Origin of the sequence: Actinomadura madurae, from assembly GCF_047130825.1 — a bacterium.
Classification (GTDB): Bacteria; Actinomycetota; Actinomycetes; order Streptosporangiales; family Streptosporangiaceae; genus Spirillospora; species Spirillospora madurae.
Window position 1 is genome coordinate 3,304,119 of the sequence record NZ_CP083237.1, and the last position, 24,226, is coordinate 3,328,344.

The 24,226-nt window shown below is 69.2% G+C and carries 18 protein-coding genes, 2 tRNA genes and 2 rRNA genes; 9 read left to right on the plus strand and 13 right to left on the minus strand.

Translation table 11 applies throughout. The features are described from left to right. Positions 1-2: 2 nt before the first annotated feature. Both K8Z49_RS14920 and K8Z49_RS14925 read right to left on the minus strand, forming a co-directional pair. A 23S ribosomal RNA gene (locus tag K8Z49_RS14920) occupies positions 3-3,119 on the minus strand. A gap of 453 nt (positions 3,120-3,572) precedes the next feature. Further along, positions 3,573-5,089, minus strand: a 16S ribosomal RNA gene (locus K8Z49_RS14925). Together the 16S and 23S rRNA genes form the textbook arrangement of a ribosomal RNA operon. Positions 5,090-5,855: 766 nt before the next feature. Here K8Z49_RS14925 and K8Z49_RS14930 point away from each other — a divergent pair. Together K8Z49_RS14930 and K8Z49_RS14935 are read left to right on the plus strand one after the other, a co-directional pair. Further along, a complete protein-coding gene (locus K8Z49_RS14930) occupies positions 5,856-6,833 on the plus strand; it encodes a daunorubicin resistance protein DrrA family ABC transporter ATP-binding protein (RefSeq protein WP_021599545.1) in 978 nt (325 codons plus the stop codon). After that, entirely contained in the window at positions 6,830-7,651 is an 822-nt protein-coding gene (locus K8Z49_RS14935; RefSeq protein ID WP_021599544.1) for an ABC transporter permease, read from the plus strand. Before K8Z49_RS14930 ends, K8Z49_RS14935 begins: the two co-directional genes overlap by 4 nt. 121 nt (positions 7,652-7,772) lie before the next feature. On the opposite strand, the gene K8Z49_RS14940 is transcribed toward K8Z49_RS14935, so the two are convergent. Then, complete coding sequence (locus K8Z49_RS14940) at positions 7,773-11,018, minus strand: BTAD domain-containing putative transcriptional regulator (RefSeq protein WP_181663072.1); 3,246 nt, start codon at positions 11,016-11,018, stop codon at positions 7,773-7,775. Between the two features lie 67 nt (positions 11,019-11,085). On the opposite strand from K8Z49_RS14940, the gene K8Z49_RS14945 reads away from it, so the two are divergent. From K8Z49_RS14945 to K8Z49_RS14960, 4 genes are read left to right on the plus strand one after another with little or no spacing between them, the layout of a single operon-like run. Beyond that, a complete protein-coding gene (locus tag K8Z49_RS14945) occupies positions 11,086-11,343 on the plus strand; it encodes a DUF7218 family protein (RefSeq protein ID WP_021595713.1) in 258 nt (85 codons plus the stop codon). Further along, positions 11,344-11,703 carry a VOC family protein gene (locus tag K8Z49_RS14950; RefSeq protein ID WP_075022704.1) on the plus strand — a complete coding sequence of 120 codons (360 nt, stop codon included), beginning with the start codon at positions 11,344-11,346 and terminating at the stop codon, positions 11,701-11,703. After that, positions 11,700-12,209 (plus strand): DUF1360 domain-containing protein, encoded by a 510-nt coding sequence (locus K8Z49_RS14955; RefSeq protein ID WP_021595711.1) that lies wholly within the window; start codon positions 11,700-11,702, stop codon positions 12,207-12,209. The genes K8Z49_RS14950 and K8Z49_RS14955 overlap by 4 nt, the downstream gene beginning before the upstream one ends. A 57-nt stretch (positions 12,210-12,266) precedes the next feature. After that, the gene (locus K8Z49_RS14960; RefSeq protein WP_075022703.1) at positions 12,267-13,364 is read left to right on the plus strand and encodes a Vms1/Ankzf1 family peptidyl-tRNA hydrolase; all 1,098 of its coding nucleotides are present in this window, start codon (positions 12,267-12,269) and stop codon (positions 13,362-13,364) included. 120 nt (positions 13,365-13,484) lie between these two features. Here the strand turns inward: K8Z49_RS14960 and K8Z49_RS14965 are convergent. Both K8Z49_RS14965 and K8Z49_RS14970 read right to left on the minus strand, forming a co-directional pair. Then, positions 13,485-13,557: transfer RNA gene (locus tag K8Z49_RS14965), tRNA-Ala, on the minus strand. 85 nt (positions 13,558-13,642) lie between these two features. Then, positions 13,643-14,203, minus strand: a complete 561-nt coding sequence (locus K8Z49_RS14970) for a hypothetical protein (RefSeq protein ID WP_021595709.1) — start codon at positions 14,201-14,203, stop codon at positions 13,643-13,645. A gap of 368 nt (positions 14,204-14,571) precedes the next feature. Between K8Z49_RS14970 and K8Z49_RS14975 the strand changes: the two genes are divergently transcribed. Then, positions 14,572-15,315 (plus strand): alpha/beta hydrolase, encoded by a 744-nt coding sequence (locus K8Z49_RS14975; protein WP_021595708.1) that lies wholly within the window; start codon positions 14,572-14,574, stop codon positions 15,313-15,315. Positions 15,316-15,431: 116 nt separating this feature from the next. Next, complete coding sequence (locus tag K8Z49_RS14980) at positions 15,432-15,923, plus strand: hypothetical protein (RefSeq protein WP_412519271.1); 492 nt, start codon at positions 15,432-15,434, stop codon at positions 15,921-15,923. A gap of 180 nt (positions 15,924-16,103) precedes the next feature. Here K8Z49_RS14980 and K8Z49_RS14985 read toward each other — a convergent pair whose 3' ends face one another. The 6 genes from K8Z49_RS14985 to K8Z49_RS15010 all read right to left on the minus strand — a co-directional run bounded on the left by K8Z49_RS14985 (position 16,104) and on the right by K8Z49_RS15010 (position 19,903). After that, positions 16,104-16,613, minus strand: a complete 510-nt coding sequence (locus tag K8Z49_RS14985; RefSeq protein WP_081842696.1) for an SUMF1/EgtB/PvdO family nonheme iron enzyme — start codon at positions 16,611-16,613, stop codon at positions 16,104-16,106. Beyond that, positions 16,572-16,644 (minus strand) — tRNA-Ala (locus tag K8Z49_RS14990). The genes K8Z49_RS14985 and K8Z49_RS14990 overlap by 42 nt, the downstream gene beginning before the upstream one ends. Before the next feature lie 77 nt (positions 16,645-16,721). Then, positions 16,722-17,384 (minus strand): histidine phosphatase family protein, encoded by a 663-nt coding sequence (locus K8Z49_RS14995; protein ID WP_412519273.1) that lies wholly within the window; start codon positions 17,382-17,384, stop codon positions 16,722-16,724. After that, positions 17,377-17,790: a ribosome silencing factor gene (rsfS, locus tag K8Z49_RS15000; RefSeq protein ID WP_021595705.1), complete on the minus strand. Its 414-nt coding sequence runs from the start codon at positions 17,788-17,790 to the stop codon at positions 17,377-17,379. The genes K8Z49_RS14995 and rsfS overlap by 8 nt, the downstream gene beginning before the upstream one ends. A 176-nt stretch (positions 17,791-17,966) precedes the next feature. Further along, positions 17,967-18,566 (minus strand): nicotinate-nucleotide adenylyltransferase, encoded by a 600-nt coding sequence (gene nadD, locus K8Z49_RS15005; protein WP_063747787.1) that lies wholly within the window; start codon positions 18,564-18,566, stop codon positions 17,967-17,969. A gap of 50 nt (positions 18,567-18,616) precedes the next feature. Beyond that, positions 18,617-19,903 carry a phenylacetate--CoA ligase family protein gene (locus K8Z49_RS15010; protein WP_021595703.1) on the minus strand — a complete coding sequence of 429 codons (1,287 nt, stop codon included), beginning with the start codon at positions 19,901-19,903 and terminating at the stop codon, positions 18,617-18,619. Positions 19,904-19,993: 90 nt separating this feature from the next. Between K8Z49_RS15010 and K8Z49_RS15015 the strand changes: the two genes are divergently transcribed. Continuing rightward, on the plus strand, positions 19,994-21,028 hold the full coding sequence (locus K8Z49_RS15015) for a M48 family metallopeptidase (protein ID WP_021595702.1): 1,035 nt from the start codon (positions 19,994-19,996) through the stop codon (positions 21,026-21,028). Positions 21,029-21,116: 88 nt separating this feature from the next. On the opposite strand, the gene K8Z49_RS15020 is transcribed toward K8Z49_RS15015, so the two are convergent. Together K8Z49_RS15020 and K8Z49_RS15025 are read right to left on the minus strand one after the other, a co-directional pair. Further along, the gene (locus K8Z49_RS15020; RefSeq protein WP_075022695.1) at positions 21,117-22,871 is read right to left on the minus strand and encodes a TIGR03767 family metallophosphoesterase; all 1,755 of its coding nucleotides are present in this window, start codon (positions 22,869-22,871) and stop codon (positions 21,117-21,119) included. Positions 22,872-22,962: 91 nt separating this feature from the next. Then, the gene (locus K8Z49_RS15025) at positions 22,963-24,222 is read right to left on the minus strand and encodes a glutamate-5-semialdehyde dehydrogenase (RefSeq protein WP_021595700.1); all 1,260 of its coding nucleotides are present in this window, start codon (positions 24,220-24,222) and stop codon (positions 22,963-22,965) included. Positions 24,223-24,226 lie beyond the last annotated feature (4 nt).

Genomic DNA, 24,226 nt, shown 5'->3' on the forward strand with positions numbered 1-24,226 from the left:
GTGTGTTCAAGCCACTCGGCCTATTAGTACCGGTCGACTCCACACGTCACCGCGCTTCCATCTCCGGCCTATCAACCCGATCGTCTACCGGGGGCCTTACACCCACAAAGGGGTGGGAGAACTCATCTCGAGGAAGGCTTCCCGCTTAGATGCTTTCAGCGGTTATCCCGACCGAACGTAGCCAACCAGCCGTGCCCCTGGCGGGACAACTGGCACACCAGAGGTTCGTCCGTCCCGGTCCTCTCGTACTAGGGACAGACCCTCTCAATTCTCCTACGCGCACAGCGGATAGGGACCGAACTGTCTCGCGACGTTCTAAACCCAGCTCGCGTGCCGCTTTAATGGGCGAACAGCCCAACCCTTGGGACCTACTCCAGCCCCAGGATGCGACGAGCCGACATCGAGGTGCCAAACCATCCCGTCGATATGGACTCTTGGGGAAGATCAGCCTGTTATCCCCGGGGTACCTTTTAGCCGTTGAGCGACACCACTTCCACACGTAGGTGCCGGATCACTAGGCCCTGCTTTCGCACCTGCTCGACACGTCCGTCTCACAGTCAAGCTCCCTTGTGCCCTTGCACTCGCCACCTGATTGCCAACCAGGCTGAGGGAACCTTTGGGCGCCTCCGTTACACTTTAGGAGGCAACCGCCCCAGTTAAACTACCCACCAGGCACTGTCCCCCACCCGGATCCACGGGTGCGGGTTAGACGCTCAAAACGACCAGAGTGGTATTTCACCAACGACTCCACCGACACTGGCGTGCCAGCTTCACAGTCTCCCACCTATCCTACACAAGACGCTTCAGGCGCCAATGCCAAGCTGTAGTGAAGGTCCCGGGGTCTTTCCGTCCTGCTGCGCGAAACGAGCATCTTTACTCGTACTGCAATTTCACCGGGCCTGTGGTTGAGACAGCGGGGAAGTCGTTACGCCATTCGTGCAGGTCGGAACTTACCCGACAAGGAATTTCGCTACCTTAGGATGGTTATAGTTACCACCGCCGTTTACCGGCGCTTAGATTCTCAGCTTCGACACCCAAAAGGCATCTAACCGGTCCTCTTAACGTTCCGGCACCGGGCAGGCGTCAGTCCGTATACAGCGTCTTACGACTTCGCACGGACCTGTGTTTTTAGTAAACAGTCGCTTCCCCCTGGCCTCTGCGACCCCACCCAGCTCCCCGTGCAAGACGGTTCACCAGACGTGGTCCCCCTTCTCCCAAAGTTACGGGGGCAATTTGCCGAGTTCCTTAACCACAGTTCACCCGATCGCCTTGGTATTCTCTACCTGACCACCTGAGTCGGTTTAGGGTACGGGCCGCCAGTACACTCGCTAGAGGCTTTTCTCGACAGCATGGGATCACTCACTTTCACCTAAAACGGCTCGGCATCACATCTCACCCTTCACACGCCACGGATTTACCTATGGCGCGGGCTACATGCTTACCCCAGGACAACCATCGCCTGGGCTGAGCTACCCTCCTGCGTCACCCCATCACTCACCTACTACCCCCTCGGGTCCCACGCTCGCCAAGCAACAGGCCCGAAGGCCCACAACCCGGTTCAGGTGGTTAGCATCAGAGGGTTCAGCGTTGGCGCATACCAGCGGGTACGGGAATATCAACCCGTTGTCCATCGACTACGCCTGTCGGCCTCGCCTTAGGTCCCGACTTACCCTGGGCGGATTAGCCTGCCCCAGGAACCCTTGGTCATCCGGCGCACACGTTTCTCACGTGTGATTCGCTACTCATGCCTGCATTCTCACTCCCGCAGCCTCCACAGTTGAATCACTTCACTGCTTCGCCGGCTACAGGACGCTCCCCTACCCGTCCCAGACACATGCCTGGAACGCCACGGCTTCGGCGGTGTGCTTGAGCCCCGCTACATTGTCGGCGCGGAATCACTTGACCAGTGAGCTATTACGCACTCTTTCAAGGATGGCTGCTTCTAAGCCAACCTCCTGGTTGTCACGGCAACTCCACATCCTTTCCCACTTAGCACACGCTTAGGGGCCTTAGCCGATGATCTGGGCTGTTTCCCTCTCGACTACGAAGCTTATCCCCCGCAGTCTCACTGCCACGCTCTCACTTACCGGCATTCGGAGTTTGGCTGACGTCAGTAACCTTGTAGGGCCCATCAGCCATCCAGTAGCTCTACCTCCGGCAAGAAACACGCAACGCTGCACCTAAATGCATTTCGGGGAGAACCAGCTATCACGGAGTTTGATTGGCCTTTCACCCCTAACCACAGGTCATCCCCCAGGTTTTCAACCCTGGTGGGTTCGGGCCTCCACACCGTCTTACCGGCGCTTCACCCTGCCCATGGCTAGATCACCCCGCTTCGGGTCTACAGCATGCGACTAAAACGCCCTATTCAGACTCGCTTTCGCTACGGCTACCCGCCACCGGTTAACCTCGCCACACACCATAACTCGCAGGCTCATTCTTCAAAAGGCACGCCATCACGAACAAAGGAAAAACAAGTTCCCCCTCGAGGACGCTCTGACGGCTTGTAGGCACACGGTTTCAGGTACTATTTCACGACCCCTCACCGGGGCACTTTTCACCTTTCCCTCACGGTACTAGTCCGCTATCGGTCACCAGGAAGTATTCAGCCTTACCACGTGGTCGTGGCAGATTCACACGGGATTTCACGGGCCCCGTGCTACTCGGGAACACACCCAGAAGCCACTCGAATTTCGTCTACCGGACTCTCACCGTCTACGGTCGGCCATCCCAAGCCGTTCAACTATCCGAGCAGTTTGTAACTCCTCGCCAGCGCGGCAGCACTGACCGGATGGTCCCACAACCCCGCACACGCAACGCCTGCCGGCTATCACACGCGCACGGTTTAGGCTCCTCCGCTTTCGCTCACCACTACTCACGGAATCACTATTGTTTTCTCTTCCTGCGGGTACTGAGATGTTTCACTTCCCCGCGTTCCCACCAACCTGCCTATACATTCAGCAGGCGGCGACACCCCATGACGAGTGCCAGGTTTCCCCATTCGGAAATCCCCGGATCAAAGTCTGGTTGCCGACTCCCCGAGGCATATCGCAGGCTCCCACGTCCTTCATCGGCTCCTGATGCCAAGGCATCCACCGTATGCCCTTAAAAACTTGAACACACAAAACGATCAAAACAAATCGCAGACAAACAACAAGAACAACCCGAAGAAACCCCCAAAAGGGCTCCCCGCGCAACTCTCATCATTCGCCAGAGATGCTCGCGTCCACTGTGCAGTTCTCAAAAAACAACCGGGCCCACCAAAACCACACCCCCGACAAAGGAATGTGGTCCTGGTCCCGCGATCCAGAGGTCACCATGGGCTTGCGCCCGTTCCCTCAGGACCCAACAGCGTGTCCAACCCACCACCCGCCCGACACCGCCGTTCCCACTCCCCCCAACACCCTCACGGGTCTGGGAGGCGGTACTTGCCGGCTCACACGAGCGGTGAGCTGAGTAGCCAGTGCTCCACATCTATGAGCAGCCACCTGACAGACATCCGCTGTCAACAGTGGCCACCGACCCGGGCCTTCCACAGGGGAAGCAGCCCTGGCCAGTTGTGTGCTCCTTAGAAAGGAGGTGATCCAGCCGCACCTTCCGGTACGGCTACCTTGTTACGACTTCGTCCCAATCGCCGGCCCCACCTTCGACCGCTCCCCCCACAAGGGTTGGGCCACGGGCTTCGGGTGTTGCCGACTTTCGTGACGTGACGGGCGGTGTGTACAAGGCCCGGGAACGTATTCACCGCAGCGTTGCTGATCTGCGATTACTAGCGACTCCGACTTCACGAAGTCGAGTTGCAGACTTCGATCCGAACTGAGACCGGCTTTAAGGGATTCGCTCCACCTCACGGTATCGCAGCCCTCTGTACCGGCCATTGTAGCATGTTTGCAGCCCAAGACATAAGGGGCATGATGACTTGACGTCATCCCCACCTTCCTCCGAGTTGACCCCGGCGGTCTCCCATGAGTCCCCACCCGAAGTGCTGGCAACATGGAACGAGGGTTGCGCTCGTTGCGGGACTTAACCCAACATCTCACGACACGAGCTGACGACAGCCATGCACCACCTGTCACCGGCCCAAAAAGGACCCCACATCTCTGCAGGTTTTCCGGCAATGTCAAGCCTTGGTAAGGTTCTTCGCGTTGCGTCGAATTAAGCAACATGCTCCGCCGCTTGTGCGGGCCCCCGTCAATTCCTTTGAGTTTTAGCCTTGCGGCCGTACTCCCCAGGCGGGGCGCTTAATGCGTTAGCTACGGCGCGGAATCCGTGGAAGAACCCCACACCTAGCGCCCAACGTTTACGGCGTGGACTACCAGGGTATCTAATCCTGTTCGCTCCCCACGCTTTCGCTCCTCAGCGTCAGTACAGGCCCAGAGAACCGCCTTCGCCACCGGTGTTCCTCCCGATATCTGCGCATTTCACCGCTACACCGGGAATTCCATTCTCCCCTACCTGCCTCTAGTCTGCCCGTATCCACCGCAGACCCACGGTTAAGCCGTGGGCTTTCACGACAGACGCGACAAACCGCCTACGAGCTCTTTACGCCCAATAATTCCGGACAACGCTTGCGCCCTACGTATTACCGCGGCTGCTGGCACGTAGTTAGCCGGCGCTTCTTCTGCAGGTACCGTCACGTTAGCTTCGTCCCTGCTGAAAGAGGTTTACAACCCGAAGGCCGTCATCCCTCACGCGGCGTCGCTGCGTCAGGCTTCCGCCCATTGCGCAATATTCCCCACTGCTGCCTCCCGTAGGAGTCTGGGCCGTGTCTCAGTCCCAGTGTGACCGGTCGCCCTCTCAGGCCGGTTACCCGTCGTCGCCTTGGTAGGCCATCACCCCACCAACAAGCTGATAGGCCGCGAGCCCATCCCCAACCGAAAAACTTTCCACCACCAGACCATGCGACCAGTGGTTACATCCGGTATTAGACCCAGTTTCCCGGGCTTATCCCAGAGTCAGGGGCAGGTTGCTCACGTGTTACTCACCCGTTCGCCGCTCGAGTACCCCCGAAGGGGCCTTTCCGCTCGACTTGCATGTGTTAAGCACGCCGCCAGCGTTCGTCCTGAGCCAGGATCAAACTCTCCATTAAGGCCTAACGACCAACCAAGGCGCGAACCCCAGCCGACCAAACCTCGAAGAAAATCCCAGCAAACACAAAACCCCAAGGGTCTGTGCGTTGCCTCAAAGAAATCCCAGACCATCACCACAAACAGCGACGGTCACGGGGCGGTCCAGCCACAACAGGCCGAACCGATAAAGGCACTGGCTTTTAACACGCTGTTGAGTTCTCAAGAAACGGACACTCACCGCGCCGAACACCGCTCTCACGGTCCCGACTCCGGGGCAACCCTTCTAACTTACCTGGTTCGTTCCCGTTGTCAAGCGGATCGGCGAAGATCTTTTCGACGGTTCGAGGACGTTCCAGACCCCCACGCGACGACACACCCCCAGGCCGAAGACCTGGCGAGATCGTTTCGTAGGGAGTGCCCTGCGGGCCGGCCACCTCGCGGCGTCCTGCATCCTGTCCGGGCTTGCCATTCAAGAGTACCCCGGCCCGGAGCAAGCTGCGAACCGTTTTCCTCTGTTGGCGTCCCCCGGGGCCGTCCGCCTGTCGGCGTCCCGCATCCCCTTGGGGCACGACAGAGATTAGGCAGCGCCGGAGTGTCCGTCAAATCGGCTCGGCCGCCCCCACTCCGCCTTGCCGGAACGCCCAGGTCACGCCTGGTTCAGGTGCTCGGGCTCAGGGCCATGTCAGCGCGATGTCAGTGCCTGGACGCCGATGTGCGCGTGCTGTCAGCGCTCTAGCCCACGGTGGTGATCGTCACAACGAAGGACATGCGAGAGGCACACGACACATGGACGATGTGATCCGCGCAGAGGGACTGCGCAAACGGTTCGGGGACACCACCGCCCTGGACGGGGTGGACATCACGGCGCGCCGGGGCACGGTGCTCGGTGTCCTCGGGCCGAACGGGGCGGGCAAGACGACGGCCGTGCGCGTGCTGGCGACGTTGCTCAAGCCCGACGCCGGTCGGGCGGAGGTGTGCGGCTATGACGTGTTCAGGGAGCCGGTACGCGTCCGCGCGAAGATCGGGTTGACCGGGCAGTACGCGTCGGTGGACGAGGAGCTGACCGGCACCGAGAACCTGGTGATGATCGCCCGCCTGCTCGACTTCGGCCGCCGGGAGGCGAAGGCGAGGGCCCGGCAGCTGCTCGACCGGTTCCGGCTCACCGAGGCCGGGTCGCGTGCGGTGAAGACGTACTCGGGCGGGATGCGGCGCAGGCTCGACCTGGCGGCGAGCCTGATCAACCATCCCGAGGTCATCTACCTGGACGAGCCGACGACCGGGCTCGACCCGCGGGCCCGCAACGAGGTCTGGGAGACCGTCCGCGCGGTGGTCGCCGACGGTGCGACGGTGCTGCTGACCACGCAGTACCTGGAGGAGGCGGACGCGCTCGCCGACCGTATCGCGGTGTTCGACCACGGGCGCGTCATCGCGGAGGGCACGGCGGACGACCTGAAGGGGCGGATCGGGCAGCAGACCCTCGTGGTCCGCGCGACCGAGGCGTACCGCGTCGAGCAGCTCGCCGCGATCGTCGCCGAGCTGACCGGGGAGCGGCCGGAGGTGCAGGCGCCCACGGGGCTCGTCTCGGCGCCCGTGCACGATCCGCGGCTGCTGTCGGCGCTCGTCCGGCGGCTGGACGACGCGTCCATCGTTGCGGCCGAGCTGGCGCTGCGGATGCCGAGCCTGGACGAGGTGTTCCTCACGCTGACCGGTCACCTCGCCGAGGAGCCCAGGCCCGAACTCGTTTCCGAGGGGAGCGTGGCATGACCGCGATCACCGTTGACACCCGTCCGGCCGCCGGGGAGCCGCCGGCGCGGATCAGCCCGCGCCGGACGCTGCGGCACGGCCTGACCTTGGCGTGGCGCAACGTGGCCCAGCTGAGGCATTCGCCGGAGAAGCTGCTGGACACGACGCTGATGCCGATCGTGTTCCTGCTTCTGTTCCTGTACGTGTTCGGCGGCGCGGTCGCCGGTGACACGCGCTCCTACCTGCAGCAGTTGCTGCCGGGCCTGGTCGCGCAGATGGCGATGTTCGCGACGATGGGTCTGGGGACGGCGCTGAACGAGGACATCCACAAGGGGGTGTTCGACCGGTTCCGCAGCCTTCCGATCGCCCGGTCGGCACCGCTGATCGGCACGGTGCTGGGGGACACGGTCCGGTTCATCACCGTGATGACCGTCCTGGTCGGGTTCGGGTCGGTCCTCGGGTTCCGGTTCCACACCGATCCGCTGTCGGTGCTGGGGGCGTTCGCGCTGGCGTACGTGTTCTACCTGGCCGTCTGCTGGATCTCCGTTCTGGTCGGGCTGGTCGCTCCGTCCCCGGACACCGTTCAGGGGCTCGCGTTCATCTGGGTGATGCCGCTGACGTTCGGCAGCAGCGTCCTCGTGCCGGACACGTCCACGATGCCGGGCTGGCTGGAGGCGTGGACGAAGGTGAACCCGGTCACGCACCTGGCGGAGTCGGTGCGCGCGCTGACCGTCGGCGGGCCTGTCGGCGACCACGTCTGGTACACGCTGGCGTGGGCGGCGGGCATCGTCGTCGTGACGTTCCCGCTGGCCATGCGCATGTACTCGCGCAGGGCCTGACGACCATGCCGCGAGTCGCGCCGGCCCGGATCCTCGATTCCCGGGCCGGCGCTCCGCACAAGGCACCGTCCCGCAGGGGCTCAAGACATGCAGGCGGCGAACCGGCCTCCCCGCAGCCGCCTCACACGGACGCGACCAGATCGCCGGCCTGCTCGAAGACCTCGTCACGGGTGGTCCGGCGGCCTCGCTCGTACGCCGCGACGAAGGCGTCCTCCCCGAGGACTTCGCAGACGGCAGGCAGGGTGCGCCGGACCTCGTGGCTCGTCATGTCCCGATACCCGTGCAGGCCGTGCGCGGTGCCGAGCAGCTCGGCGGCGCGGACGTGCGCGCCGCTCGCGGCGGCGAACGCGGCGAGGCCCTCGATGAGGGACGCCACGTTCGGATTGCCCATGAGCGGGTCGTTCTCCAGGCCGCCCAGGGCACGGCCGTGCCACCGCCGCGCCGCCTCCAGGTCGCCGTCCTCCTCGGCGAGGCAGCCGAGGCGGCTGAAGGTACGGCGGGACGCCTGCACGAAGTCGGCACGGTGCCCGCGCGATTCCACCCACTTGTAGGCGCGGTCGGCGTGCGAGCGGGCGGCGTCGCGGTCCCCCTCCAGAAGGGCCAGCTCGCACAGCAGGAGCGAGCAGCTCGCGGCGTCCGCGAACTCGCCGATCCGTTCCGTCTGCGCCACGGCGCGTTCGAGTTCGGCGCGGGCGCGGACGGTGTCGCCGAGCTGGGCGCGGGCCTTGGCCAGCTGGGCGAGGATGGCGGAGCCCTGCTCCGGGCTGACCCCGGCCGTCGCGTACTCGTAGGCCTCGTCGCCGAGCCGGACCGCCTCCCGCATCTCGCCGCGGGCCATGGCGAGATGGATCATCGCGCTCAGCGCGACGATCATCCCGAACCGGTCGCCCAGCTCGCGGAACCGGGCGTAGCCGTCGGCGGCGCCCTCGACGGCCTCGGAGAGGTCGCCGAGGTTGATGCCCACGTGGGCGAGGACGACGCGGGCGACGGCGCGGACCCACGGGTCCGGGTGCTCCTTGATGCCGCCCATCCGGCTGCGGATCTCCGCCATGTCCCCGCTGAAGATGCTCAGCGCCGGTCGAGCCAGGGCGAGCATGGGATGCATCGGCGCCTCGGGCATCCGGGCGGCGGCGTCCTCCAGCGTCCGGTGCATCGACTCGGCGGTGGGCCCCGGCTCCGTGGTCATCTCGCCGAGGACGTTGGCGGCGACCACGCAGAGCGCGTACTCCTCTTCCAGTCCGGGCGGGGCGGCGTCACCGGCCATGTCGCGGACGGCGAACGTCCAGCCGCCCGCCTCGCGCTCCATGTCGCGCACGACCCAGAACCACACCAGCCCGGCGACGAGACGCAGGCCCGACTCCACGTCGCGGGTCTCGGTCACGTGCCGGAACGCGGTGGTGAAGTTCTCCCGTTCGGCGGCCAGCCGGGCCGCCCAGCGCAGCTGGTCGCCGCGGCGCAGCTCCGGCTCGGCGCGTTCGGCGAGGCCGACCAGGTAGGCGACGTGCGCGTCGCGGACGCGGCGGGTCTCGCCGGCCTGCTCCAGCCGCTCCCCCGCGTAGACGCGGACGGTCTCCAGGAGCCGGTAGCGGACGTCGGTGTCGCCGTCCGCCATCACCAGCGACTTGTCGATCAGGGCGGCGATCACGTCGATGACGTCGCGCGGGTCGGGCGCGTCCGGTGCGTCCTGGCCGCACACGTGGACGGCGGCGTCCGGGGTGGCGCCGCCCGCGAACACCGAGAGCCGGCGCAGGACGGCGCGCTCCACGTCGTCCAGCAGGTCCCAGCTCCAGTCGACGACGGCGCGCAGCGTCCGGTGCCTCGGCAGCGCGGTGCGGCTGCCGCCGGACAGCAGCCGGAACCGGTCGCCGAGCCGGGCCGCGACCTGCCCGGACGTGAGGGAGCGCAGCCGGGCCGCGGCCAGCTCGATGGCGAGCGGGATCCCGTCGAGCGCCCGGCAGATCGCCACGACGTCGGCGACGGTGGAGCCGTCCACGGCGAAGCCGGGGCGGACGGCCGCGGCGCGGTCGGCGAACAGCCGCACCGACGCGTAGCCGAGGGCGTCGGCGGGGTCGGTGACGTGCTCGTCCGGCAGCGGAAGGGACGGCACCGGGCACAGCGCCTCGCCGGTGATGCCGAGCGGCTCGCGGCTCGTCGCGAGGATCCGGAGGCCGTCGGCCTGCGCGGCGAGGTGGTCGGCGAGCCGCGCGACGGCGTCGACGAGGTGCTCGCAGTTGTCGAGGACGACGACCATCCGCTTGGTGGCGAGGAAGTCCGTGAGGCGTTCGAGGGGGCGCACGACGGCGCGGGTCTCCGCGGGGCGGACGGTCTCCGGGACGCCCAGCGCCGACAGCAGCGCCTGCACGACGTCGCCCGGGTCGGTGACCGGGGCGAGCGGGACGAACCACACCCCGTCCGGCATCTCGTCGACGAGCGCGGCGGCGCTCTCCCCCGCGAGCCGCGTTTTGCCGGCACCGCCGGGTCCGGTGAGGGTGACGAGCCTGGTCTCGCGGAGCAGCTTGCCGACCCGCTTGGACTCCTCCTCCCGGCCGACGAAGCTGGTGAGCTGCGCGGGCAGGTTGGTGCGGGCGGGCCGCGGCCCGCCCGGCGCGCGTTCCGGTGCCGCCGAGGCGGCCGGAGCCGCCGCGCCCGCGGGCTCCCGCCGCAGGATCGACAGGTGGACGCCGGCCAGTTCGGGGGACGGATCGACGCCGAGCCGGTCGGCGAGGGCGCGCCGCGTCTCCTCGTACACCTCCAGGGCGTCGGCCTGCCGGCCCGCCGCGTACAGGGCGCGCATCAGCTGGCCGCGCAGCCGCTCGCGGAGCGGGTTCGCCGCGGCCAGCGGCTCCAGCTCTGCGACGGGCGGGAAGGGCAGGCCCGCTGCGGTCTCGGCGTCGATCCGGTCCTCGACGGCGGCGAGGCGCAGCTCCTCCAGGCGCGTGATCGTCCCGCGGGCGAAGTCGGCGTCGGCCACATCGGCGAGCGCGGGGCCCCGCCACAGCTCGAGCGCCGCCCGCAGGCCGTCCGCCCGCCGCCCGGCGTCCCGCTCCGCGCGGGCGGAGGCGACACCGCGCTCGAACGCGACCGCGTCGATCTCGCCGGGGTCGATGCCGAGTCGGTAGCCGGCGGGGCCGTGCTCGACGACGTCCCGTCCCGCGACGCCGCGCAGCCGGGACACGAGCGCCTGCAGCGCGTTCCCGCCGGGCGGCGCGCCGTCCCACAGGTCGTCCAGCAGCCGGTCGGCGGACACGGGGCGGCCCGCCTCGGCCGCCAGCCGGACCAGCAGGGCGCGCAGCCTCCGGCCGCCGACCTCGACGGGCCGCGCGGCCTCGTCCCGCACGTCGAGCGGGCCCAGGATGCCGATGCGCAAAGGTGTCCCCTTCCCGCCTGCCATTGTCGCCGATGTGTGGATCCCGCGTGCCGGGTACCTGTCCGATATGCCTAGAGCACAGATCAAGGACGAGAAGAAGTACCAGAAGCTCCGCGAGAAGGGCGAGAGCAAGGAGAAGGCCGCGCGCATCGCGAACGCATCCGCGGGCCAGGGGTCGAAGAAGGTCGGCCGCAAGGGCGGCAAGAATCCCTCGTACGACGAATGGACGAAGGACGAGCTGATGAAGCGCGCCCGCGAGATCGGTATCGAGGGGCGTTCCTCGATGAACAAGTCCGAGCTGGTCAAGGCGCTGCGCGACCACTGAATGGAACTCGTCTTCGTTCTGGACTGCCGCGCCCCCGACACCCTGGCCGACTTCTGGGCCGCCGCGCTCGGTTATGAGCGCGGCGTTTTCGACCCCCCGTACGTGAAGCTCACGGACCCCTCCGGGAACGGGCCGCCCCTGCTCCTGCAGCGCGTCCCTGAGCCGAAGACCGTGAAGAACCGCATGCATCTCGACCTCCGCGTGGCCGACATGGACGCGGAACTGGCCCGTGTCGGCGGGCTCGGCGCCACCGTCGTCCGCGGCCCGTTCGTGGACGACGGCTGGCCGACGACGGTCCTCGCGGACCCCGAGGGCAACGAGTTCTGCGTGATCGTCCCGCCTGGAGAGGAGAACCCATGAACGCGGTCGTGGACACCGCGCGCAGGCAGGCCGAGGAGTACGCCGGCGACGAGGACCGCCCCCTCGGCTCCTACCTCGGCACGCTCGCCGTCTACGGGGTCACGGCGGGCACGCTGGCGCTGCTGGGCCGGCGGCTGCGCGACCGGCCCCCGGCGATCGGCCTCGCCGATCTCGCGCTGATGACCGTCACGACGCACAAGCTGTCCCGGCTGATCGCGAAGGATCCGGTGACGAGCCCGCTGCGCGCCCCGTTCACCCGCTACTCGGGGACGGCCGGTCCCGCGGAGGTCGCGGAGGAGGTGCGCGGGAAGGGCGTCCGGCACGCCGTCGGTGAGCTGGTCACCTGCCCGTTCTGCACCGGCCAGTGGGTCGCGACGGCCTACGCGGCGGGCCTGGTGTTCGCCCCGGAGGCGACCCGGCTCGCCGGCGCCACGATGACGGCGGTCGCGGGCTCGGACTGGCTGCAACTGGCGTACGCGCGGCTGCAGCGGTCCGCCCAGGGGTGATGCCCCAATCGCCACGTTCTTTACGTTTGCCCCAGTGATGCCGGGTACGGCGAGTTCATGGATCTCGCATTCCTCAAGACGCTGTATCACCGTCCGGGCCCCTACGTGTCGGTGTACGCCGACCTCACCCGGACCACCGAGGACGCGTCCAAAGCCGCGGAGCTGCGGTGGCGCGCGCTGCGCGCGGACCTGGAAGCCCAGGGCGCGCCGAAGGACACGCTCCGCGCGGTCGGGCAGACCATCGACGAGGAGCTGACGCTCCGTCGCTCCGAAGGCATCGTGATCTTCGCGGCGGACGGCGCGGTCGTGTACGGCGAGCGTCTCCCCCGAAGCCCCCGCAACCCGCACGCCACCGTCGCGCCGCTCCCTGACGTCCTGCCCTACCTGGCCGAACGCGGCGAGCGGTTCCCGCACCTGCTGGCGGTCGTGGACCGCCGCGGCGGCGCCATCGACTGCGTCACCGCCGAGGGGAAGCACGAGCACATCGACGTCGAGGGCGACGAGGACTACCCCATCCGCAAGGTGAAGGCGGGCGACTGGAACCAGTCGCGCTTCCAGCGCTCCTCGGAGAACGTCTGGAAGCTGAACGCGAAGAAGGTCGCGCACGAGATCGACCGGGCCGCGGAGCGCTGCGGCGCCCAGGCCATCCTGATCGCCGGCGACACCCGCGCCCGGACGGCCGTCCTGGAGGAGGTCTCGGAGCACGTCCTGGAGCACACCGTCGAGGCCGACAAGAACACCACGGTCGACGACCCGGACCTCGACGCCGAGCTGCGCCGCCTCCTCCGGCTGAAGACCGCGGAGCGCGTCATGACCGTCGCCGAGCGCTTCGACCGCGAGCTGGCGAACGGCCAGCGCGCCGTCTCGGGCCTGACCCCGACGGTCGAGGCCGTCCGCCAGGCGCGAGTGGAGACGCTGCTGCTGTCGGACGAGGACACGCGGGACCGCCTGTGGATCGGCCCCGACCCGATGCACGTGGCGGCCACGGCCGACGAGCTCCGCGACGAGTTCGGCGTGGCCGACCCCCGCGAGGACCGCGCCGACGCCGCCCTGATCAGGGCCGCCGCCGCGACGGACAGCGAGCTGGTCCTGCTCCCGACGAACGGCGCCCCGAAAGACGTCCAGGTAGGAGCCGTCCTCCGCTACACCGCCTGACCGGCAGGGGTGTGGGGGGCGGAGCCCCCACCCGGGGGGCCAGGGGTCGCCCCTGGGCCAACACGACAAAGGAGTGACGGCCCGCGCTTTCCGCGGGCACACCACTCCCGAACTCATTCGTGGAGCTATGGGGATTCGAACCCCAGACCTCCTCCATGCCATGGAGGCGCGCTACCAACTGCGCCATAGCCCCTCGGTCGTGGAAAAGCTTAGTGCACGCCGGGAGCGGTTGGGACGTGCGGGCCGCGGAGTGTCATGACTCCGCGGCCCGCGGCCGGTCAGCTGTTGCCGGACCGGTAGATGTAGGTCCGGGTGACCTCGTTGAGCACCGGCATCTTGACGATGACGTTCCTGGGCCACTCGACGATGGCGCCGAGCGGCCGCTCGGTCTCGACGGTCCTGCCGTTCTTGTCGGTGTACTCGATCTCGATCTCGTTGATGTACGAGGTGTTCGGGTCCCGCTCGGTCCGGACCTGACCTGGACGGTTCAGGCCGGCCCGGATCAGCTCGGTCCGGATCTGCTCGGCGCGGATCTCCTCGGCGCGCGTCTGGTCGGCGCGCGTCTGGTCGGCCTGCTTCTGCTCGACCTGGGTCTGGTGCACCTCGGTCAGCTCGGCCTCGTTCGTCGAGCACAGCGTGCGGCTGAGGTCGGGCTGGGTCGGGAGCAGGTCGAACTGGCTCAGGACGTTGAGCGCCTTGATGCAGTCGTCCAACTTCTGGCTTTCCGGTGCGGGTGGCGGCGCGGCGTGCGCGGACGCCGATACCGCCAGGGCCATGGCGGACGCCACGGCGAGGGTGGCGGTCAGCAGCGGTCTTCTCGCCCTGGTCCGGATTTTCATGGGGTCAGCCCTCATCTCGATCATGCATCGCCACGACCAGGCGTTCCCGCATGATCGACATGGTGAAGCGCGGCCCGGAGAAAGGTAGCCGCCGCCATGGTGAAGGCTTTGCGGTCAGGCCCAGCCGAGGCGGTCGGCGACCGCGCCGGCCGCGTAGCCGCAGGCCGGGCCGAACCATGGGCAAGACCGAAAAGGTGTTGCGGGGGACGGCGGGCGGGTTGGTACCTTGCGGGGGCCGTGACTTCGGGCGAGGAGGTGAGACCCATGAACGCTGTATCGACGTGGGTGCTCCCACGCCCCATCACGGCCGGGCGACTGACGTAGGTGTCGCCGGGAGCGCCTCCAAGGCGATCCCGAGAGGCAACACCATGCGTTTCACTGCGGAGACATCCTCGAACGGTGTCATCGAACGCGACTTCAGCGTCGGCGAGGTCCCCGGCGTTCTCTGGTCGCCCGCATCCGGCCCCGATCACGCGCCCCTGGTGCTGATGGGCCACGGCGGCGGCACCCACAAGAAGGCACCGGCGATGAGCGGCCGCGCGCATCTCCTCGTGAACGGCTGCGGTTTCCACGTCGCCGTCATCGACGCGCCCGGACATGGCGACCGTCCGCGCACCGCGCACGACGAGCGCGAGATCGCCGCGCTGTACGAGGCGAGGGCGGCGGGCGAGGCGGAAGGCCCGATCGTCGTCCGCTACAACGCCCACCTGGCCGAGCGTGCCGTCCCGGAATGGCGGGCGACCCTTGACGCCCTCCAGGAACGTCCGGAGATCGGCGAAGGGCCGGTCGGCTACCTGGGCATCAACATGGGCACCGCCATCGGGGTGCCGCTGACCGCGATCGAACCCAGGATCACCGCCGCGGTCTTCGGTCAGTTCTGGGCCGAGTCGCTGGCCGAGACGGCCAGGCAGATCACCATCCCGGTCGAGTTCGTCCTCCAGTGGGACGACGAGCACATCCCCCGCGAATCCGGCCTCGCGCTCTTCGACGCCTTCGCCTCGAAGCAGAAGACGCTGCACGCCAACGCCGGCACCCACAAGCAACTACCGAGATTCGAGGCCGGAAGCGCCGTCCGCTTCTTCGCCCGCCACCTGATGAGTCCCCCGGCCTGACCCAGCGGTGTCGGCGTCCACCCCGGACGCCGACACCACCCGGGCCCCGGGGCAAGGGACGAAGGCCTCACCCGGGGGTTCCAGGGGGTCGCCCCCTGGGCCACCACGACGAGGGAGTGACGGCCCACGCTTCCCGCGGGCACACCACTCCCAACTCGTTCGTGGAGGTCAGGAGACGTTACTCGAACACAAAAGACCAGGTCAGAGCCCTGGGAGAGCTTCCCAGCCTCAATACCCCCGAGCCGACCTCGACCAAGCCCGACCGACCTCGCCGGGCACGGCAACTCCGTGCCGATCAAGTCGAGCAGCTGATCGCCGACTACCGGGCCGGCGCGACGGTGTACGAACTCGGTGACCGGTTCGGCATCGAGCGCCGAACCGTCAGCAACATCCTCCACCGATACGGCGTGCCGAGGCGCCGCCACGGCCTCACGCCCGAGCAGGTCGACGACGCCATCCACCTCTACACCCTCGGCTGGTTCCTGGCCCGAGTCGGCGACCACCTCGGCGTCAACCACACCACAGTGCTGAACAAACTGCGCGAACGCGGCATCCCCACCTGCGACACCCACGGGCGCCCGCATGTGGAGGCAGGTGACCCTCGATGACCCGCTCTGCAGCTACGCCAACTCGATCAGTTTCGGACGGGGCCGCCGTTGATGGACGGCCAGACCCGATGCGGTCCACGCTCGAACCGCCGTCATGCATACCGGCAGCGTTCACAGGGCTGTCGCACTCGGTCATCGCGTGCTGACTCGCGCACTCGCGGCCTCGCGTGTCGGATGTGGTCACCGAACGACGCAGCGAAAGCCGATGTGACAGGTCGAGGTGTCGGGGGTGTTGCTCTGTCGCGCGGCCGGGCGGTAACGCGCGCAGTAGTTGGGCGCGCACAGGAACGACCCGCCCTTGATGACGCGACGCACCTCGGGGTCGGAAACCCCGCCTCCCGGACTCTCCGGGGTCCGTGGGTTCTCGGGCGCACAGCACGCCTTCGTGTCACCCGACGTGCGGCCGGCCGATGTGTTCGCCATGACTCGCCCGCGCCCCGGCGCCCCCGGCCGAGCCGGACACCGGCTGCGTCCTCTCTCACAGGTGGTGTACGAGTCCCTCGCCGGTGAGCGTCGTGACGACGGCCCACAGGGGGCAAGGGGCGGAGCCCCCACACCGGGGGTTCCACGGGGTCGCCCCCCTGGGCCAACACGACGAAGGAGTGGCAGGTCTGCGCTCTCCGCAGACATACCACTCCCAACTCCGAGTGGAGCTATGGGGATTCGAACCCCAGACCTCCTCCATGCCATGGAGGCGCGCTACCAACTGCGCCATAGCCCCGCCGCTGCGTGGACGTTCATCCCGCAGCGCTCCGCCAGTGTATCGGACGGACGGGTCGGTGCTCGAATCGTTTGCGGTCAGGTGCCCGCGTCGGGGCGGTCGTCGCTGAGGACGGGTTCGGGGAGGGTGCCGGCGTTGTGTTCGGCGAGCCGCCAGCCGCCGTCGCGCATCTCGGTGATGACGGACCAGCAGCAGTTGGAGAGGCCGCCCAGGCGTTCCCAGACCTCTTCGGGAAGGCCGAGGAGGTGGGACATGCCGAGGCGGAGGGCGGCGCCGTGGGACGCGACGACGAACTGGCCGGTGGGCGGCAGGTCGTCGAGGGCGCGTTCGAGGGCGGCGCCGACGCGTTTGGCGACCTGGGCGCTGGTCTCGCCGCCGGGCGGCTGCCAGGCGGCGTGCTCGGCGGGGTAGCGTTCGCGGATCTCGTGGGAGGTGAGGCCCTCCCAGGCGCCGCCGTCGCGTTCGATGAGGTCCCGGTCGTACCGGATGGGCAGTCCGGTGAGGTCGGCGAGGGCCTGGGCGGTGTCGGCGGCGCGGCGGAGCGGGGAGGCGAGGATCGCGGTGGGGCGGAGCCCGGCGAGGAGGGCGGCGGAGCGGCGGGCCTGCCGCACGCCGGTCTCGTCGAGGGGGATGTCGGTCTTGCCTTGGAAGCGGCGTTCGACGTTCCAGGCGGTCTGGCCGTGCCTCCAGAGGACGAGCCGGCGCCTGCCGGGTTCGCGGGCCGGGCGGCTGTCAGTCACTCGGGCTCCCGACGGCGCGGGCGCGCTGGGCCTGGTGGGCGGTGACGCTCTCCGGCAGGGCGATGAGGGGGCAGTCTTTCCAGAGCCGTTCGAGGGCGTAGAACATGCGGTCCTCCTCGTGCTGGATGTGCACGATGATGTCCGCGTAGTCCAGCAGGACCCAGCGGCCCTCGCGTTCGCCTTCGCGGCGGACGGGCTTGGCTCCGGCCTCTTCGCGAAGGCGCTTTTCGACCTCGTCGACGATGGCGCGGACCTGCCGGTCGTTCGGAGCCGAGCAGAGCAGGAACGCGTCGGTGATGACGAGCTGCTCGCTCACGTCGTAGGCAAGGATGTCGTCGGCCAGCTTGTCGCCCGCCGCCTCGGCGGCGATCCGGACGAGCTGCGCCGCCCTCTCGGATGCGGTCACGATGCGCTCGCGATCCTCCCTGTAGGGGTCGTCTCGCCTACACCTTCTCACGGGTGGCGGTCGACCGACCTCTTTGTCGCTGTTCGACCGCAAATGGCAGCTGCGGCCCCTTCCTTCTCCAGAATATGTGCCCCGGTGCGCCGGAGCTCGGCCCCCCACCGCCGGGCGGGCGCGCGTCAGCCGGCGGCGCGGTACAGCTCGCGCTTGTTGATGTACTGGACGATGCCGTCCGGGACGAGGTACCAGATGGGCTCGCCGGAGTGGACGCGCTCGCGGCACTCGGTGGAGGAGATCGACAGGGCGGGGACCTCCATCAGCGAGACCCGCCCGTCGGGCAGGCCGGGGTCGGCGAGCCGGTGGCCGGGGCGGGTGACGCCGACGAAGTGCGCGAGCTCGAACAGCTCGTCGGTGTCGTGCCAGGTCAGCATCTTCTCCAGCGCGTCGGCGCCGGTGATGAAGAACAGGTCGGCGTCGGGGCCGTGGAGTTCGCGCATGTCGCGCAGCGTGTCGACGGTGTAGGTGGGGCCCGGGCGGTCGATGTCGATGCGGCTGACGGAGAAGCGGGGGTTGGACGCGGTGGCGATGACGGCCATGAGGTAGCGGTCCTCGGCGGCGGCGACCTTGCTCCCCTCCTTGTGGGCGGACAGGCCGGTCGGCACGAACACGACCTCGTCGAGGGAGTAGAAGTGCGCGACCTCGCTGGCGGCCACGAGATGCCCGTGGTGGATCGGGTCGAACGTGCCGCCCATGATCCCTAGGCGCCGCTTTTGCGTCATGCCGACGAGAATAGCCAGCGGCCCGACGCCCGGAGGGCCCGGCCCCGGGCTCAGGCCAGGCCGGGCAGCGGCGGGCCGCCGTCCTCCCAGACCACGACGCGGACGGCCTTGCCGACCTCGACCCGCGGGACGGTGCCCGCGGGCAGCACGGCCACCTCGGCGGTGAGGCCGAGCGTCTCGTGGAGGGCGTGCGCGAGCGCGTCCTTCGGGTCGCCGGAGAGGGCCTCGCAGGCCACCAGCAGCCGGACGGACGGGCTGCGGCGGTCCACGACGAGCTGGTAGTGCGGCCGGACGAGCCCCGAGCCGAGCAGGACGCGCTCGACCTCGCTCGGGTAGACGTTCACGCCGCGGACGACGAGCATGTCGTCGGCGCGCCCGAGGACCTTGCTCATCCGGACCAGGGTCCGGCCGCAGGGGCACTCGCCGCGGGTCAGCGACGCGATGTCGCCCGTCCGGTAGCGCAGCAGCGGCAGCGCCTGCTTGGTCGGGGTGGTGAACACCAGCTCGCCGGGCGTCCCGTCCTCGACGGGCTCGCCGGTGGCGGGGTCGACGGCCTCGACGATGAAGTGGTCCTCGTTGACGTGCAGGCCGTCCTGCTCCAGGCACTCGGTCGCCACGCCCGGCCCGATGACCTCCGAGAGGCCGTAGATGTCCATCGCCTTGATCGGCAGGACGTCCTCGATGGCGGTGCGCAGCTCCTCCGACCACGGCTCGGCCCCGAACAGGCCCGCCTTCAGCGCGGGCAGCTCGACCCCGGCCTCCGCGACGGCCTCGCCGAGCCGCAGCGCGTACGCGGGGGTGCAGGTGAGGATGTCGGCGCGCAGGTCGGCGAGCATCCGCACCTGCCGGTCGGTCATGCCGCCCGACATCGGCACCACGGTCGCGCCGAACGCGACGGCCCCCTGGTGGATGCCGATCCCGCCGGTGAACAGGCCGTACCCGTAGGCGTTGTGGACGATGCTGCCCGGCGACGCCCCGGCGCACGACAGGGAACGCGCGCACATCGCCGCCCACAGGTCGAGGTCGGCCTTGGTGTAGGCGACGAGGGTCGGGCGGCCCCGCGTCCCACTGGACCCGTGGACGGCGGCGACCTGGTCGCGCGGGACGGCGAGCATCCCGAACGGGTAGTTGTCCCAGAGGTCCTGCTTGGTGGTGAACGGGAGGTTGCGCAACTCGGCGAGCGTCACGTCCGAGCCGCCCTCGACGCCCGTGCCCTTGAGCCGCCGTCCCTGCACGCCGTCCGCGGCGAGGAGCCGGTCGACCATGCCCCACAGCCGGTGCCGCTGCAGCGCGGCGCGCTCGTCGAGGGACATCGCCTCGGCCTTCGGGTCGAACATGGGGCCTCCAGGGCACGTCCGGAGCCGGACGGGCCCCCCGCTGCGGGGAACCCTGCGGCACGGTGGTTCGTCGGAACTACCATGCCAGGTATGACGGAGAACACGCCGGATCGAGCACGCACACGCTTCCCCGGGATCAGTTCCCGGGCCTACGAACACCCTGCGGACCGTTCGGCGCTGGTGGCGCTGCGCTCGCTGTCCGGGTTCGACGTCGTCCTGCGCAAGCTGTCGGGGCTGGTGAACGAGCGGTCGCTGCGGCTGATGTTCCTCGGCGGGACGGTGCGCGTCGGCGAGGACCAGTTCCGCCACATCCACGACATGGTCCGCGACGCCTGCTACATCCTGGACATGCCGGAGGTTCCGGAGCTGTACGTCCGGCAGGACCCGACGCCGAACGCGATGGCGCTCGGCTCCGACCACCCGTTCATCGTGCTGAACACCGGGCTGATCGACCTGCTGGACGAGGAGGAGCTGCGGTTCGTCGTCGGGCACGAGGTCGGGCACATCCTGTCCGGGCACGCGGTGTACCAGACGATGATGCAGATCCTGCTCCAGCTCGGGTCGCGGCTGGCGTGGCTGCCGCTCGGCAACGTCGGCATCGCGGCGATCATCATCGGGCTGCGCGAGTGGTTCCGGAAGGCGGAGCTGTCCTCGGACCGGGCGGGGCTGCTCGTCGGGCAGGACGTCGACGCGGCCAAGCGGGTGAACATGAAGCTCGCCGGCGGGACCAAGCTGGGCGAGATGAGCAGCGAGGCGTTCTTGCAGCAGGCGCGCGAGTACGACGCGGCCGGCGATGTGCGGGACGGCATCCTGAAGTTCCTGAACCTGCTCGGGCAGTCGCACCCGTTCGCGGTGATCCGGTTCGCCGAGATCGACCAGTGGGCGCGCGGCGGCGAGTACGAGCGGATCCTGGCCGGCGACTACCCGCGCCGCGACGACGACGGCGACGCGTCGGTCAGCGACGGGATCAAGGACGCCGCCAAGTCCTACCGGGAGTCGTGGGAGCGCACCGCCGACCCGTTCGTCGGCAAGGTCCGCGACATGGCCGACGCCGCGGCGGGCGCGGCCGGCGGGCTGTTCGACCGGTTCACCCGGCGCGACAACGGGCCGACCGACCGGAACTGACCAGCGTGAACGAGGGCCGCCGCGACACGGACGCGGCGGCCCTTTCGCGTCCCGTCCCCTCGCGTCCCGCGGCCGAGCGTCCCGCGTCCTAGAAGGGCGCGGGGACGAGAAGCTCGACGTTGCGGTCGGCGACCTCGCCGCGGCGGTTGTCCTCCCGGTCCTGCCAGTCGTTGCCCGCCAGTTCCCGGGACAGCGACGCCAGCCGCACCGGATCGGTGAGGCTGCCGCCGTAGGACGCGGGCCCGGCCGAGTCCAGGATGGTCGCGAAGACCGACAGGGTGCCGTCGCCGTTGTCGGCCAGCTCGACGAGGCGGCTCTGCTGCGGGAAGTCGATGTGCGCGGCCGTGTTGACCTCCCAGAACCCTCCCCCGCCCTCGCGGGCGTGCGGGATGACCTGGTTGCGGTGCGTGTGGCCGTTCACCCAGAGGACGACGTTCGGGTAGCGCAGCAGGAGCGCCTCGATCTCGTCGCCGAGGACGCGGTCGCCGCCGAGCGGGTTCTCCAGCGAGCCGATCGGGTGGTGGCTGAACAGCACGAACAGCCGGTCCTTCACCGCGTGCCGGACGACCGAGCCGTCCGCGGCGAGGTGGCGGCTGCTCCCCGCCTTCAGCTGGGCCTCCAGCCACGCGAACTGCTTCCGGTCGAGCGACCCCTCGGAGTAGCCGTTCGGGTTGACGGTGTCGAGGACGAGGCCCCGCACGACGCCCCGGTCGAAGGCGTAGTAGGCCGTCCCCTCGCGGAGGTTGGCCAGGGTGAAGCCGTGGCCGCGCAGCGACGCGGTGGTCTTGAAGTGCTCGGCGACGACCTCGCCGCGCGACAGCATCCGGCGGTTCAGGTCCGGGGTGACCGGGCGGAACAGGCCGCCGGCGCCGCCCCGCTCGCGGCTGAGCCGGACGAGCTCGGCGGCGTCGGCGTCGCGGAGCATGCGGGCGAGGCGTTCGGCCTGCCCGTCGTCCGCCGGGGCGCCGATCTTGATGCCGCCGGTGGCGAGGCCCGACACGATCGGGTTGACCGGCAGGTTGCCCTGGATGAGGCCGTCGTGGTTGCCGAACACCGCGAGCCAGGGCGAGTCCAGCCCGGTCGCCTGGAACGGCCGGCGGGCGGCGTCGATCAGGCCGCGCACCCGCGGGAACCCGTACCGGCTGATCGGGAGGTCGGCCTCCGCGCCGGGCGGCGCGCCCTCCGGATGCCAGAACGCCCGGTCGTAGGACGTCCAGTCCATGACGCCCTCGTACCGGTCCGGGTCGCCGGAGTCGGGGCGGACGCGGCCGCCGTCCAGCAGGTCGATGATCCAGCGGACCTCGTTGTACTGGACGTTGTCGGCGGCGTCGCCGGTGTTGATGGTGAACGCGAGGGGCAGGCCGGTCGCCGGGCCGCGCCCGACCGCGTTGACCGCCCGCACCATCGCCTCGGCGACCTGCGTGGACAGGATCTCCTGGGGCCGGTACGCGCCCTCGACGGGCAGCACGTTCAGGGCGTCCTTGAACCGGTCGACGAACTCCACGCGGGCCGGAGATTGCGCGTCGATGACGTGCACGTCGGTGAGATGGCCGAACGCCAGGACGCCGCGGCGGGTGGCGGCGCGCCGCGCGGAGGCGGTGCCGCCGAGGTCGCGGCGCAGGACGTGCGGCTCGCCCGGACCGGTGATCACCGGGCGGTACCCGCCGGCGCCCGCGGCGCCGAGCAGGTACGTCCGGTCGAGGGTGGTGCCGGTGACGGGGCCCCGGAGCGCGGGCGCCGCGGCGGCGGGGCGGGCGGGGAACGCGGCCAGCCCGGTGGAGGCGATCCCCGCGCCGAGGGCGGCGCCCTTCAGGACACGGCGGCGGCTGTACTCACGAGTCACAATCGTGAATCAGACCACACCGTGAAGGTGACATCAATGGCAAAAATGTCACAACTCCGACGGTGGCCGCTGCCGGTCCCGCCGCCCGGCGTCAGCCGCGCACGTGCCCCTCGCCCGTCACCACGTACTTCGTGGAGGTCAGCTCCGGCAGCCCCATCGGGCCGCGGGCGTGCAGCTTCTGCGTCGAGATGCCGATCTCCGCGCCGAACCCGAACTCCTCGCCGTCGGTGAAGCGCGTCGAGGCGTTCACCATCACGGCCGCCGAGTCGACCAGGGCGACGAACCGCTTCGCGGCCGGCTGGGACGCCGTGACGATCGCCTCGGTGTGCCCCGACCCGTACCGCCGGATGTGGGCGACGGCGTCCTCCAGCGAGTCGACCACGCGGGCGGCGATGTCGAGCGACAGGTACTCGGCGTGCCAGTCGTCCTCGGTCGCCTCCACGACCCCGTCGCCGTACGAGCGGACGCGGTCGTCGCCGTGCACCGTGACACCCGCGTCCTTGAGCGCCTCAAGCGCGCGCGGGACGAACCTGTCGGCGATGTCGGCGTGCACGAGGAACGTCTCCGCGGCGTTGCACACCGACGGACGCTGCGTCTTGGCGTTCAGGAGCAGCTCCACGGCCATGTCCACGTCCGCGGCGGCGTCCACGTACACCGCGCAGTTCCCCACGCCCGTCTCGATCACCGGGACGGTCGACTCCTCCACCACCGAGTTGATCAGCGAGGCGCCGCCGCGCGGGATCAGCACGTCCACCAGGCCGCGCGCCCGCATCAGGTGCTTCACCGACTCGCGCGACGTTCCCGGGACGAGCTGCACCGCGTCCGCCGGGACCTCGGTGCCGGCGAGGGCGCCCTGCATCACCCCGACCAGCGCCGTGTTCGAGTCGTGCGCCGACGACGAGCCGCGCAGCATCGCCACGTTCCCGCTCTTCAGGCACAGCGCGGCGGCGTCCACGGTCACGTTCGGGCGGCCCTCGTAGATCATCCCGACGACGCCGAGCGGCACCCGCACCTGCCGCAGCTCCAGCCCGTTCGGCAGCACGCTCCCGCGCACCGTCTCCCCCACCGGGTCCGGCAGCGCGGCGACCTTGCGGACCGCGTCGGCGATCGCGGCGATCCGCGCCTCCGACAGGCTCAGCCGGTCGATCATGTACTCGGACGTGCCGCCCTCCCGGGCGCGCGCCACGTCGGCCTCGTTCGCCTTGACGATCTCCGGCGCGGCCGCCACCAGCGCGTCCGCGATCCGGTGCAGCGCCGCGTCCTTAGCCGCCCGCGGCAGCGGCGCCAGGCCGGCCGCGGCCTCCCTGGCGCGCCGCGCCACCCGCAGGAACTCCTCGCGCTCCTCGCTCATCAGC